At 40.4% G+C, this 12896-nt stretch carries 14 protein-coding genes, 1 pseudogene and 1 other annotated feature; all 15 genes and pseudogenes read left to right on the top strand.

Annotation, left to right across the window (positions count from 1 at the left end; genetic code table 11):
- The first annotated feature begins 471 nt into the window (after nucleotides 1-471).
- Nucleotides 472-1392, top strand: coding sequence for a sigma-E processing peptidase SpoIIGA (spoIIGA, locus tag OMHG_RS06760; protein WP_010649458.1), 921 nt, complete (start codon nucleotides 472-474; stop codon nucleotides 1390-1392).
- A gap of 20 nt (nucleotides 1393-1412) precedes the next feature.
- Complete coding sequence (gene sigE, locus OMHG_RS06755; protein ID WP_044476853.1) at nucleotides 1413-2126, top strand: RNA polymerase sporulation sigma factor SigE; 714 nt, start codon at nucleotides 1413-1415, stop codon at nucleotides 2124-2126.
- 123 nt (nucleotides 2127-2249) lie between these two features.
- On the top strand, nucleotides 2250-3032 hold the full coding sequence (sigG, locus tag OMHG_RS06750) for an RNA polymerase sporulation sigma factor SigG (RefSeq protein ID WP_010649454.1): 783 nt from the start codon (nucleotides 2250-2252) through the stop codon (nucleotides 3030-3032).
- 157 nt (nucleotides 3033-3189) lie between these two features.
- A complete protein-coding gene (locus OMHG_RS06745) occupies nucleotides 3190-3450 on the top strand; it encodes a YlmC/YmxH family sporulation protein (RefSeq protein ID WP_010649453.1) in 261 nt (86 codons plus the stop codon).
- Nucleotides 3451-3521: 71 nt separating this feature from the next.
- On the top strand, nucleotides 3522-4331 hold the full coding sequence (gene pgeF / locus OMHG_RS06740; protein ID WP_010649452.1) for a peptidoglycan editing factor PgeF: 810 nt from the start codon (nucleotides 3522-3524) through the stop codon (nucleotides 4329-4331).
- A gap of 27 nt (nucleotides 4332-4358) precedes the next feature.
- Nucleotides 4359-5030: a YggS family pyridoxal phosphate-dependent enzyme gene (locus OMHG_RS06735; protein ID WP_010649450.1), complete on the top strand. Its 672-nt coding sequence runs from the start codon at nucleotides 4359-4361 to the stop codon at nucleotides 5028-5030.
- Nucleotides 5031-5057: 27 nt separating this feature from the next.
- Nucleotides 5058-5489 (top strand): cell division protein SepF, encoded by a 432-nt coding sequence (locus OMHG_RS06730; protein ID WP_010649448.1) that lies wholly within the window; start codon nucleotides 5058-5060, stop codon nucleotides 5487-5489.
- Between the two features lie 6 nt (nucleotides 5490-5495).
- Nucleotides 5496-5762 carry a YggT family protein gene (locus OMHG_RS06725; RefSeq protein ID WP_010649446.1) on the top strand — a complete coding sequence of 89 codons (267 nt, stop codon included), beginning with the start codon at nucleotides 5496-5498 and terminating at the stop codon, nucleotides 5760-5762.
- 17 nt (nucleotides 5763-5779) lie between these two features.
- Nucleotides 5780-6556 (top strand): YlmH family RNA-binding protein, encoded by a 777-nt coding sequence (locus OMHG_RS06720; protein WP_010649445.1) that lies wholly within the window; start codon nucleotides 5780-5782, stop codon nucleotides 6554-6556.
- 103 nt (nucleotides 6557-6659) lie between these two features.
- A pseudogene (locus OMHG_RS06715) lies at nucleotides 6660-7159 on the top strand (DivIVA domain-containing protein).
- A gap of 62 nt (nucleotides 7160-7221) precedes the next feature.
- Nucleotides 7222-7442, top strand: a binding site (T-box leader).
- A 60-nt stretch (nucleotides 7443-7502) separates the two neighbouring features.
- The gene (locus OMHG_RS18270) at nucleotides 7503-7646 is read left to right on the top strand and encodes a hypothetical protein (protein WP_154648221.1); all 144 of its coding nucleotides are present in this window, start codon (nucleotides 7503-7505) and stop codon (nucleotides 7644-7646) included.
- Between the two features lie 133 nt (nucleotides 7647-7779).
- Nucleotides 7780-10536: an isoleucine--tRNA ligase gene (ileS, locus tag OMHG_RS06710; protein ID WP_010649439.1), complete on the top strand. Its 2757-nt coding sequence runs from the start codon at nucleotides 7780-7782 to the stop codon at nucleotides 10534-10536.
- A gap of 143 nt (nucleotides 10537-10679) precedes the next feature.
- Entirely contained in the window at nucleotides 10680-11150 is a 471-nt protein-coding gene (lspA, locus tag OMHG_RS06705; RefSeq protein ID WP_010649437.1) for a signal peptidase II, read from the top strand.
- The gene (locus OMHG_RS06700; protein WP_010649435.1) at nucleotides 11147-12055 is read left to right on the top strand and encodes an RluA family pseudouridine synthase; all 909 of its coding nucleotides are present in this window, start codon (nucleotides 11147-11149) and stop codon (nucleotides 12053-12055) included. Before lspA ends, OMHG_RS06700 begins: the two co-directional genes overlap by 4 nt.
- 164 nt (nucleotides 12056-12219) lie before the next feature.
- The gene (gene pyrR / locus OMHG_RS06695) at nucleotides 12220-12762 is read left to right on the top strand and encodes a bifunctional pyr operon transcriptional regulator/uracil phosphoribosyltransferase PyrR (RefSeq protein ID WP_010649433.1); all 543 of its coding nucleotides are present in this window, start codon (nucleotides 12220-12222) and stop codon (nucleotides 12760-12762) included.
- Nucleotides 12763-12896 lie beyond the last annotated feature (134 nt).

The raw sequence follows: 12896 nt of genomic DNA, 5'->3' as shown, positions 1-12896 counted from the left end.
AAAGCAGCATAGAAATGAGGAAATTCTCTTTGGCTTTTTTGTCTTCAATAAAACCGAAGACGCTTCGAAGCAGACTTCTTCGGTGCAAGGGAGCAAGGAAGCAATCGCAAGTCGTACCCTGGCTTAGCGTGAGCCCGCGGAAAGCGCAGTGTATTTCCGGAGTGCGGATAAAACACCAATGATTTCTAGTTACATCACAGTTTATTTCTTATGCGGCAAGAACAATAACCTTATAAAAAACTGTCTACATTCTATATTTAAAATTAGCATTTAATATTAGGACGTGCGCTTCATTGCCAAAACAGGACGACAAACTCTCTAAGAAATAGTGAAAATTAGCCTATATCCGCATACAAGAAGTGACAGACTTTGCTTCTGCAGTCCTCTATACTTTTCAGTAATTCCATCTATCTATGAAGTTATCTTTTACTTTAAATGATGAAGTCGATTTGCAGGGAAGGAAGAGAAGGATTGACCATTTACCTTGATGCTGTATGGGCATTGAACTTTTTACTGGACTTGATGCTTTTAATGCTGACAAAGGCACTGGCCAGGGATCAATCGGGGATTTTAAAATTGTTGTTTGGGGCATTTATAGCCTCGTTAATTGTACCGATCACTCTTTATTTTCCTGATAGTTTTATCAATGGATTTGCTGGCAAGATTCTTTATTCGGTCTTCATTGTCTTCTGTGCATTTGGCTTTAAGGGTTATTACCGCTTGATGAAATTATTATTATTATTTTACTTCACATCTTTTGCAATTGGAGGTGGATTGACAGGAGTATATTTTCTGCTTGCAAATCCTGTTACGACAACAGAGAACGGTATATTGACTTTTAATAAGGGTTATGGAGACCCTGTCAGCTGGCTGTTTATCATAATTGGATTTCCGATTGTATGGTACTTTACCAAGAAGAGAATGGACGAGCATGCGGGGGATAAGATACGATACGACCAGCTGTGCGAAGTAAATGTCCAAATAAAAAACGCTGCTTTTTCTACGATGGGCTATATTGATAGTGGAAATCAGCTTCTTGATCCACTCACGAAAAGGCCAGTCGTCATTTGTGATGAATTATTTTTAAAAAACTGGTTTTCCAATGAGGAATGGGACCAATTGAAAGAAGCGAATGATAATTTGGCCCTGGAGCAGATTCCGGAAGATTGGGAGCATAAAATACAAGTCATCCCCTATCAGGGTGTCGAAGGAAATAGCAATTTCTTACTTGCTATCAGACCTGATGAGGTAATGGTAGATTATGAAAATCAAAAACTGTTGACAAGTAATGTTTTAATCGGCATCCAGTTTGGAACATTGGTCAAGGATAGCAGCTATCATTGTTTGCTGCATCCGCAAATAATCAAATTAGCAACAATACAATCAGCATAAGGGAGTGGAGGAACGTGAGTCTGTGGAAGTTAAAATTGAAACTGGGATGGTATAAGCTATTAATCAAATTTAAAATAAAATCTACGGAAATTTACTATATAGGTGGCAGTGAGGCACTTCCGCCCCCCCTTTCCAAGCAAGAAGAACAGGAATTGCTCATCCTGCTGCCTAAAGGCGATAAGGCAGCAAGAGCCGTATTGATTGAGCGGAATTTGCGTCTGGTTGTTTATATTGCACGTAAATTTGAAAATACCGGTATTAATATTGAGGATTTGATCAGTATAGGTACAATAGGATTGATCAAAGCGGTAAATACCTTCAATCCCGAGAAAAAGATTAAGCTTGCAACATATGCATCCAGGTGTATTGAGAATGAAATTCTAATGTATCTTCGCAGAAACAACAAATTGAAATCAGAGGTATCCTTTGATGAACCCTTAAATATTGATTGGGATGGAAATGAATTATTATTATCTGACGTGCTTGGTACAGATGATGATATCATTACAAAAAATCTCGAGTCCAATGTGGATAAAAGTTTGCTTAAAAGTGCTTTGGAAAAACTGAACGCACGCGAAAAACAGATCATGGAGCTTCGTTTTGGGTTGATTGGGGAAGAAGAGAAAACACAGAAGGATGTAGCGGATATGCTTGGAATTTCACAGTCCTATATTTCAAGATTGGAGAAAAAGATTATTCGCCGTCTGAAAAAAGAATTTAATAAAATGGTCTAGCTATAGCAGATAAGGTTTTGAGGCGAAATCTGCCATCTAAACGAAGAACTGGCTGTGCATAAAAACCCTTCCAGGGGGAGATACTGTCCTTGAACAGCATCACCGACTGGGAGGGTTGACAGATTGACTAGACAAAAAGTAGAAATATGCGGTGTTGATACATCCAAACTTCCTGTACTTAAAAATGATGAAATGAAGAAACTGTTTGTAAGGATGCAGCAGGAAGGAGATATATCTGCGCGTGAAGAACTTGTAAACGGTAATCTAAGATTAGTATTGAGTGTGATTCAGCGGTTTAACAATCGTGGAGAGTATGTAGATGATTTATTCCAGGTGGGCTGCATTGGGTTGATGAAATCAATTGATAATTTCGATCTATCACATAATGTAAGATTCTCCACGTATGCTGTTCCAATGATTATTGGAGAAATCAGAAGATATCTTCGTGACAATAACCCAATACGGGTTTCCAGGTCCTTGCGTGATATAGCGTATAAAGCATTACAAGTCAGAGAAAAGCTGATCAGCAAATCCTCAAAAGAACCAACACCGGCCGAGATAGCGGAAGAGATGGGAATACCCCATTCGGACATTGTTTTCGCATTGGATGCAATTCAGGATCCTGTATCTTTATTTGAGCCAATCTATAATGATGGCGGAGATCCCATATTTGTTATGGATCAAATTAGTGATGACAAGGATAAAGATTCAACATGGGTCGATAAGCTATCCCTAAAAGAGGGAATGCATCAATTAAATGAAAGAGAAAAGATGATATTGAATAAGCGCTTTTTCCAAGGCAAAACACAAATGGAAGTAGCCGACGAAATAGGGATATCACAAGCACAGGTGTCAAGGCTTGAGAAGGCTGCAATCAGTCAAATGAATAAGCAAATGTTTGAATAAGCGGGATGGTTTGCTGCTGGCCTGTTTCAACTGAATATAGAATGAACTGGAAGTTACCGGGAAGAACAGATTACGGATCTGTTTTTTCCGGTTTTTGTATGATTAACGAAATAATCCCTTTTGCCAGCATATAGTTAAATAAAGGCAGGTGAGAATCGTGATAAAATTATCGGAATTACAGCTAAAAGAGATTATCGTTATTGACAATGGCAGCAGACTGGGGCATATTACTGACCTGGAGATCGATAGTAACCAGGGTAAAATTCTTGCGATTGTTGTTGTTGCAAGAGAAAAGAAAAGTGGCATGTTCTCCAAAGCTGACGAACTAATCATTTCCTGGGACCAAATTGTCAGAATCGGTTCCGATGTCATTCTTGTAAAGGAAGTACAGCAGCCTGATCTATATGTAAAGGCATAATGCTGCTTTTAGCATGAATTTATCCGGAAATATGATAAAATAAGACAAGTCTATTTCCAGGAGGATTAATCATGACAGAACCATTTGCGGGATACGAAGAGTCCTATTTAAATATAGAAAAATGGCAGCAGCTCCATCCAAAGCTTATTGCAGGATTTACTACGAGAAACGGCGGGGTAAGCAGCGCACCTTATCATACACTGAATGCTGGGCTTCATATTCCTGACAATAAGAGAGATGTTGTGGAAAACAGAGAGATTCTCGCTGCAAAATTGAAGTTCCCTTTGCATAATTGGATCTCTGGTGAGCAAGTTCACCAGACAGCTGTCCAGGAGGTTACCGAACAGGAAAAAGGAAAAGGCTCTGTATCCTACGAAAGCTCTATAAAAGGAACAGATGGTTTGATTACGAATCGAAAAGGGATTCTTTGTACGGCGTTTTTTGCTGATTGTGTTCCTTTATATTTCTTTGATCCTGTAACAGAGTACATTGGAATCGCCCATGCAGGATGGAAGGGAACAGTCAATTTGATGGCAGCAAAGATGGTGGATGCATTTCTTGAAAAAGGCAGTAATCCGGAGAATCTGCTAGTGGCAATTGGCCCTTGTATTTCAAAGAAGTTCTATGAAGTGGATGACAAGGTAATCCAGTCAATCAGCAAAGAATACAGAGAAAAAACGGTTACTTCTTTGGAGAATAACCGTTATTTATTGGATTTAAAGCAATTAAATGTAGAAATCCTTTTACAATCTGGTGTATTTCGTCATAATATAGAGGTAACAAATTATTGCACCTATCAAGATGAAGACCTATTTTTTTCACATAGACGAGATCAGGGCAAGACAGGGAGAATGCTGGGATTCCTTGGTTTTCTGGCGTGATAATTGGATGGGAGAATTATACGTATTATGAAAGTAGCAGCAAATCTCAATGTAATTCAGGAGAAAATTGGACAAGCATGCGAAAGAAGCGGACGTAATCCTGAAGATATAACCGTTATTGGAGTTACAAAATATGTTACAATAGAACGAACAAAGGAAGCTATTGATGCAGGCATTAAGAATCTTGGCGAAAATCGTAATGAAGGCCTGCTTGAGAAATACCTGCATTTTGGCAATCAGGCAATATGGCATTTTATCGGAACGCTGCAGACAAGAAAAGTCAAGGATGTCATTGACAAGATTGATGTACTCCATTCGCTTGATAGAATTTCGCTTGCCAAGGAATTAAATAAACGAGCGGACTCTCCGGTTGATTGTTTTATCCAGGTGAATGTCAGTGGTGAAGAATCGAAGCATGGAATGGATCCTGAGGAAGTTATTCCTTTTATTGAGCAGGTTCAGACGTATGAACATATTCATATTATAGGGCTAATGACAATGGCCCCTCATATTGAGGATCCAGAAAGAATCAGAACTGTATTCCGCAACTTAGCCGAACTGAGAGATACTGTCAAGAGCAAAAAGTTAAGCTATGCACCATGCGAATACCTGTCAATGGGGATGAGCAATGACTATGAAATAGCCATTGAAGAGGGAGCGACCCATATACGAATTGGTTCAAAGCTCGTGGGCAGCTGATTCAAAATTATCATAAGAGGTGAGAAAATGAGTATTAAAAATAAGATTAAAAATTATTTCACCATGGATGACGAATACGAGTATGAATATGTTGAAGAAGCATCTGAAACCGAGGATAAAGCAGTTGCCAAAAAGGCAGCAAAAAATGTCGTGAATCTGACAAGTGTTCAGCAATCAACATCAAAAGTGGTATTGTATGAACCACGCAACTATAATGAGGCACAGGAAATAGCCGATAATATCGTAAATAGGCGTGCTGTCATAATCAATCTCCAGCGTGTGGAAAATCAGCAGGCGAAACGAATTGTAGATTTTTTAAGCGGTACTGTATACGCAGTGAATGGAGATATTCAAAAGCTTGGTTCAGAAACATTTTTATGTACACCTGATAATGTGGAAGTATCCGGATCTATTTCGGAATTTTTTACAGAACAGGATGAATTTGAAAAAGGATGGTAGTACTGAATGGTTGAATTATATACATTATTGCATTATGCATTTGTCTTTTATGGCTATGCTATTATCGTGTACATCTTCATGTCTTGGTTTCCAGGTGCACGGGAGTCTTCATTCGGAAGAATTCTGACCAGAATCTGTGAACCGTATTTAGAACAGTTTCGGAAATTTATTCCTCCGCTGGGAATGATAGATCTGTCTCCAATTGTAGCTATATTGGTACTCCAATTGGCACGGGCCGGACTTGGAGAGTTTTTCAGGATGTTTTTATTTTAAAGGAAGTATGATTTAATATGGATATTTATCAGCATTTCAGAAAAGAAGAACAACCGTTTATCGACCAGGTATTATCATGGAAAGAGCAAGTGGAGTTAACTTTCCAGCCGAAATTGACAGATTTTCTTGATCCGAGAGAACAGCAGATTGTAGAAATGCTCATTGGCACGAGTCAGGAAGAACTGAAAATTTATAAACATGGCGGTGGTCATGGTGCTGAGAGGAAACGAATGGTTATCGCCCCGTTTTATGAAGTAGTCACACAGGATTCCTGCCAGCTTACTCTATTAGAGGCAAGCTACCAGGATAAATTTATCACAATTGAACATAGAGATGTGATGGGAGCCTTTATGTCACTAGGGGTCCACCGAAAGAAACTTGGTGATATATTCGCTGGAGACGGAACCATTCAGATTATCCTTGCTGAGGAGATTGCTGCCTATGTGATTGCAAATTTGACCTCAATAAAGAAAGCGAATGTAATTTTCGAGGAGAGAGATCTATCTTCCATGCAGATCAAAAAGGAACAATGGATAGAGACAGATAAAACTGTATCTTCCCTAAGGCTTGATGCAGTTTTAAAGGAAATATACAAATTATCGAGGAAAGATGCTGCAGCCTACATTCAGAAACTTCAGGTCAAGGTCAATTATAGAGTGGTAGATGACAATAAATTTCATCTGCAAGAAGGCGATTTAATTTCTCTTCGCGGAAAAGGGCGAAGCAAGCTTATGGCAATTAAGGGTGTTTCCAAGAAAGATAAATGGAAAATCAGTGTTGCAACATTAAAATAATTTATTCGATGCAGGATTTGTCGCTTTTCTGTCGAATTAATTTAAATACCATTACTTTTGAAATGATTATTATATACATAAATTCCTTAAGGAGGTGGCCATTGTGCCATTAACACCACTAGATATTCATAATAAAGAATTTACAAGAGGTTTTCGCGGATATGACGAAGACGAGGTTAATGAGTTTTTGGATCAGGTCATTAAAGACTATGAAATGGTATTAAGAGAAAAAAGGACCTTGATGAAAAGGTCAGCCAGCTAAACGAGAGACTTGGCCATTTTACGAATATCGAAGAAACACTTAACAAGTCCATTCTTGTTGCACAGGAGACCGCAGAGGAAGTGAAGGGGAATGCAACTAAGGAATCCAAACTGATTATCAAAGAAGCAGAGAAAAATGCCGACCGGATAATTAACGAGGCTTTAAGCAAATCCCGCAGAATTTCAATGGACGTAGAAGAACTTAAGAAACAGGCCAAAGTTTTCCGTACGAGATTGAGAATGCTCGTGCAGGCACAGCTTGAAATGCTCGGTACGGATGATTGGGAAGAATTATTCGATACGGAGATGGGCGAAGAGCTTGAACTGATCGAGAATGAGTAATAGACCTTGACGTATGCCGGATTTTTACATATAATTCATACAGATATAGGTCAATATAAACAATAAACGCGTTGATGGAGAGAAGTATAAAGGTAATTTGCTGGTAAGCGAGCCGGAGAATGGTGTGAGTCCGGTACAGCATCCTTTAGAAAATCACTCCTGAGTATCCATTATGAACTCAATAGTAGTAATGGACGATTCATCCTCGTTACGGATTTCGAGTGAATTTAAATTTTATTTTTAAATTTATAAGGGTGGTACCGCGAGTCTTCTCGTCCCTTCTGGGATAAGAAGACTTTTTTGCATTTAAAAAACAAAAGCGAATGCTCCCGTTTAGCGGCGTATGGGCTGGACTGAGCCGGAGGAGATAAAGGAAACAAAGCGACCAAAGGGAGCAGATGTTGACTTATCGAACAGAGGAGAAGGAAGTCCAATAGCCGTTGGGAGCAGAAAGCTAGCCGAAACAAAAGCGAATGCTCCCGGTTAGCGGCGTATGGACTGGACTGAACCGAAGGAGATAAAGGAAACACAGCGATCAAAGGGAGCAGATGTTGACTTATCGAACGGAGGAGAAGGAAGTCCAATAGCCGTTGTTTGACAATTAAAAGGAGGAAGCACAGATGGATTATAAAGAAACATTACTCATGCCAAAGACAGATTTTCCAATGCGGGGGAACTTACCGAATAAAGAGCCCAAAAGACAGGAACAATGGGACGAAGCAAATATGTACGAAAAAAGCTTGGAGAGAACCAAGGGAAGGCCGTTATTCATTCTGCATGATGGACCTCCATATGCGAATGGAGATCTTCATATCGGTCATGCGCTCAATAAAATTCTCAAAGATTTTATCGTTCGCTATAAATCCATGACAGGCTTCCATGCACCATATGTTCCCGGCTGGGATACGCATGGTCTGCCGATTGAAACGGCACTCACAAAAAACAAGAAGGTTAAGCGTAAAGAAATGAGTGTTGCTGAGTTCAGAAAACTTTGTGCTGAGTATGCACTTGGTCAGGTCGATAGTCAGCGCAGCCAATTCAGACAGCTGGGGATTCGGGCCGATTGGGATAATCCATATATTACCTTAACGAAAGACTATGAAGCGGCACAGATTAAAGTTTTTGGAGAAATGGCGAAAAAAGGATATATCTATAAAGGATTAAAACCGGTTTACTGGTCTCCGTCCTCCGAATCAGCTCTGGCAGAAGCAGAGATTGAATATCAGGATAAGCGTTCAGCATCAATCTATGTTGCGTTCGAGGTAACAGACGGTAAAGACTTACTAGATGGCGGAGAAAAAATCATCATCTGGACAACAACACCATGGACAATTCCAGCAAACCTTGGAATCAGCCTTCATCCCCAATTGGAGTACGTTGTTGCCGAAGCTAATGGAGAAAAGTTCGTTGTCGCACAGGCTTTATTGGATACAGTTACAGAAGAGCTTGGCTGGGAAGCTGTAAAAGTAACCAAGACATTTAAAGGTAAAGAAGCGGATCGTGTGGTTGCAAAGCATCCATTCTATGATCGTGATTCACTTGTTATGCTCGGTGACCACGTAACTACAGATGCCGGTACTGGCTGTGTTCATACAGCCCCTGGACACGGGGAAGATGACTTTTACGTTTCTAAGCGCTATGGTATCGATGCATTTTGTCCAGTAGATGATAAAGGCGTGTTTACTGAAGAAGCTCCAGGATTTGAAGGGCTATTTTATGACAGTGCCAATAAAGTCGTCACTGAAAAATTGGAAGAAGTCGGTGCATTACTGAAAATGAGCTTCATCACGCATTCATATCCGCATGATTGGCGTACGAAAAAGCCGACCATTTTCCGTGCAACCGCACAATGGTTCGCCTCGATCAAGGATTTCCGTCAAGATATTCTTGATGAAATCAAACAGGTAAACTGGTATCCAAAATGGGGAGAAACCAGGCTGCACAATATGGTCCGTGACCGAGAAGACTGGTGTATTTCCCGTCAGCGTGCATGGGGGGTTCCAATCCCGGTATTCTATGGTGAAGATGGTACACCAATCATTACCGATGAAACGGTAGAACATGTGTCTAACCTGTTTAGTGAACATGGATCAAATATCTGGTTCGAAAAAGAAGCAGCGGAGCTGTTGCCTGAAGGATTTAGTTCTGAACATAGTCCAAACGGTGTATTCACGAAAGAAACGGACATCATGGATGTATGGTTTGATTCCGGTTCATCGCATGAAGGTGTGCTGATGAATCGCGAAGATCATAGAAGACCTGCAGATATCTATCTTGAAGGAAGTGACCAGTATAGAGGATGGTTCAACTCCTCGTTGTCTACAGCAGTCGCAGTTACTGGCAAAGCTCCATATGAGACGATTATCAGTCATGGTTTTGTTTTGGATGGAAATGGCAGGAAAATGAGTAAGTCGCTTGGAAATGTAATCGTACCTTCCAAAGTACAGAAACAGCTTGGCGCAGACATTTTACGTTTGTGGGTTGCTAGTGTAGATTATCAAGCAGATGTGCGTATTTCGGATGATATTCTCAAACAGACTTCTGAAGCGTACCGTAAAATTCGTAATACATTCCGTTTCTTACTGGCTAATCTGGCTGACTTTAATCCTGCAACAGATAAAGTGGCGGACGAAAAACTGGAAGAAGTAGATCGTTATATGCTGCATCGCCTGCAGCAGCTTGTTTCTGATATTCGATCAAACTATGAGAAATATGAGTATTCACAAACATTCCATCAAATCCACAATTTCTGTGCAGTTGATTTGAGCTCATTCTATCTTGACTTTGCTAAAGATGTTTTATATATAGAGGCAGCTGACAATAAGCGCCGCCGCAGCATCCAAACTGGCTACTACGAAATCCTGACAACGTTAGTCAAATTGTTGACACCGATTATTCCGCATACAATGGATGAGGTCTGGGAATACATCCCGGGTGTAGAAGCGGAAAGTGTGCAGCTGACCGATATTCCGGAAGCTAGAATTGTTGCTGGAATCGAGGATGTGCAAGCCAAATGGGATCATTTTATGAAAGTCCGCGATGATGTCCTGAAGGCACTTGAAGAAGCAAGGAACGAGAAAACAATCGGTAAATCACTGGAAGCAAGAATTACGATTGTTCCTAAAGATGCAGAGACGGAAAAGGTATTAGCAAACATGGAACATCTGCATCAATTCCTGATTGTATCTGATGCTGTCATCCGTGAAAGCAGTGACCAGGCAAAAGCGTATAAATATGTTGATATATTCGTTGAAAAACATCCTGGTGAAAAATGTGAACGCTGCTGGGTCGCTTCGGAAACAGTTGGCGAAGATCATGACCATCCAGAATTATGCACTCGCTGTGCAACAGTGGTAAAAGAGCATTATACTGCATAATGAAGCCCTGCTAAAATATCCCTCTTGAAAATAGAGGGATATTTTTATGTCCCTTGCTACTGTTAACTCAGTTTCATTCTTGAAAATAACATGGGTAAAGTATAAGATAATAAAGACTTAGAAATAGAATCGGGGGAAAAAGGATGCAATTGTATTACCTCATTGCACTGATTATAAGTGGAATTGACCAACTGACAAAGTGGATTATTGTAAAAGAAATGGAACTAGGAGAACAGATAACGATTATCGAAGACTTTTTTTATCTTACATCCCATCGGAATACCGGTGCAGCCTGGGGTATACTGGAAGGGAAAATGTTTTTCTTCTATATCATTACAGTGGCTGTAGTAGCAGGAATTATTTATTATATGCAAAGATACGCGAAGAAAGATAGATTGCTCGGCTTTGGCCTATGCTTGATTCTAGGTGGTGCAATCGGTAACTTTATTGACCGGCTTCTACGTAAGGAAGTGGTGGATTTTGCCGATTTTATTATTTTTAATTATGATTTTCCAATCTTTAATGTAGCAGATTCTGCTCTCACCATCGGCGTTATCTTAGTTATTATCGCCACCATAATTGATGAAAAAAGGAAGGGAAACGTAAAAAAATGAATTTTCAACATGAAGTAACCGAAGAACAAAATAAAATGCGTCTGGATAAAGTGCTTTCCGAAATAAATCCGGATCGTTCCCGTTCACAGATCCAAAATTGGATTAGTAAAGACCATGTATTGGTCAATGGCGAACCAGCCAAAGCGAACTACAAATGCCAAGCAGGCGATGAACTGAAATGGTCGATTCCGGAAGTGGTGGAGCTGAATATTCAAGCGGAGGATATACCACTTTCCATTGTATATGAAGACAGTGACTTATTGGTTGTCAACAAGCCAAAGGGAATGGTTGTTCATCCCTCTGCAGGCCATCAAAGCGGTACACTTGTCAATGCCCTTCTCTATCATTGCCAGGACCTGTCAGGTATCAATGGTGTGGAGCGTCCTGGTATCGTTCACAGGATCGATAAAGATACTAGCGGATTGCTCGTTGTAGCTAAAAACGATCATACCCACACACATCTATCGGAACAGTTGTCGAATAAAGATATTAAACGTAAATATGAGGCAATCGTTCATGGGGAGATTTCTCATGAATCCGGATTGATCGATGCTCCAATCGGAAGAGACCCTAAAGACCGGCAGAAAATGGGTGTCGTTGACAATGGGAAACCTGCTGTAACACATTTTAATGTCATAGAACACTTTCCTGACTTTACACATGTGGAATGTCAGCTGGAAACAGGCCGCACGCATCAAATTCGCGTTCATATGAGATATATTGGATTTCCGCTAGTGGGAGACCCGAAATATGGACCGCGTAAAACACTGGATGCGGACGGACAGGCACTGCATGCAAAGCTGCTTGGCTTTGAGCATCCCCGTACGAAGGAATGGCTGGAATTTGAAGTGGAGGCTCCAGCCGTATTCCAGAAAGTCTTGGATACAATCAAAAAAATGTATTGACATCTTGTCGATAGTTTGAAATAATAAATGTAATCAAAAGATGACCTTTAAGCATTAGTCCTGTGAGGCTAAAAAGGGAGCGGCATTTTAGTGTACAGTAAAGCCCTTTTTTCCGATGCAGGAGAAGAGGGCTTTTTATATGGATGAAATTGGGGTGCATTTAAGTGAAGAAGAAAACAGAGATACTGGATACTGCGGCAATCAACCGAGCATTGACAAGAATGTCCCATGAAATCCTGGAAAAGAACAAAGGTGGCGAGGACCTTGTTCTGGTTGGTGTGAAAACCAGAGGGGTGCCGCTTGCAAAACGGGTTCAGGACAAAATTAAACAGATTGAATCGATAGAGGTTCCGCTAGGTGAATTGGATATAACGATGTATCGTGATGACCTAAATAAAGCCAACCTGAGCAATGAACCGGAGATTAAATCAGCAATCATTGATGTCGAGTTAACTGGTAAAAATGTTATTTTAATCGATGATGTACTTTTTACCGGAAGAACTGTACGTGCAGCAATGGATGCCGTAATGGACATTGGCAGACCTTCCCGGATTCAGCTAGGTGTCCTCGTTGACAGGGGCCACCGTGAATTGCCGATTCGGGCGGATTATGTAGGGAAAAACATTCCCACATCCGATAGAGAGATCATTGTGGTCCAGTTAGATGAGACCGATCAAATGGATCAGGTATCCATTTATGAAAAGTAAATATCTCAACTTTTAATCAAATCCAGAGAGATTTGAAAGGTTGTCTGAGCAAATACGTGCATATCCTGCACGTGTACCTCTCTGCAGCCTTTTGCAGAGAGGTTTTTTTATGCAAAAATCTTTTATCCCAAGGA

It is taken from the genome of Oceanobacillus massiliensis str. N'diop (genome assembly GCF_000285495.1).
In the GTDB taxonomy this organism is placed as follows: domain Bacteria; phylum Bacillota; class Bacilli; order Bacillales; family Amphibacillaceae; genus Oceanobacillus; species Oceanobacillus massiliensis.
Note: the sequence above shows the minus strand (reverse complement) of the source record. Positions and strands in the feature narration are given on the sequence as shown.

Coding starts and splice junctions, on each gene's coding strand:
- pgeF (WP_010649452.1), top strand. CDS start 3,522: ATGACAGAACCATTTGCGGGATACGAAGAGTCCTATTTAAATATAGAA.
- OMHG_RS06735 (WP_010649450.1), top strand. CDS start 4,359: ATGAAAGTAGCAGCAAATCTCAATGTAATTCAGGAGAAAATTGGACAA.
- OMHG_RS06730 (WP_010649448.1), top strand. CDS start 5,058: ATGAGTATTAAAAATAAGATTAAAAATTATTTCACCATGGATGACGAA.
- OMHG_RS06725 (WP_010649446.1), top strand. CDS start 5,496: ATGGTTGAATTATATACATTATTGCATTATGCATTTGTCTTTTATGGC.
- OMHG_RS06720 (WP_010649445.1), top strand. CDS start 5,780: ATGGATATTTATCAGCATTTCAGAAAAGAAGAACAACCGTTTATCGAC.
- OMHG_RS18270 (WP_154648221.1), top strand. CDS start 7,503: ATGGGCTGGACTGAGCCGGAGGAGATAAAGGAAACAAAGCGACCAAAG.
- ileS (WP_010649439.1), top strand. CDS start 7,780: ATGGATTATAAAGAAACATTACTCATGCCAAAGACAGATTTTCCAATG.
- lspA (WP_010649437.1), top strand. CDS start 10,680: ATGCAATTGTATTACCTCATTGCACTGATTATAAGTGGAATTGACCAA.
- OMHG_RS06700 (WP_010649435.1), top strand. CDS start 11,147: ATGAATTTTCAACATGAAGTAACCGAAGAACAAAATAAAATGCGTCTG.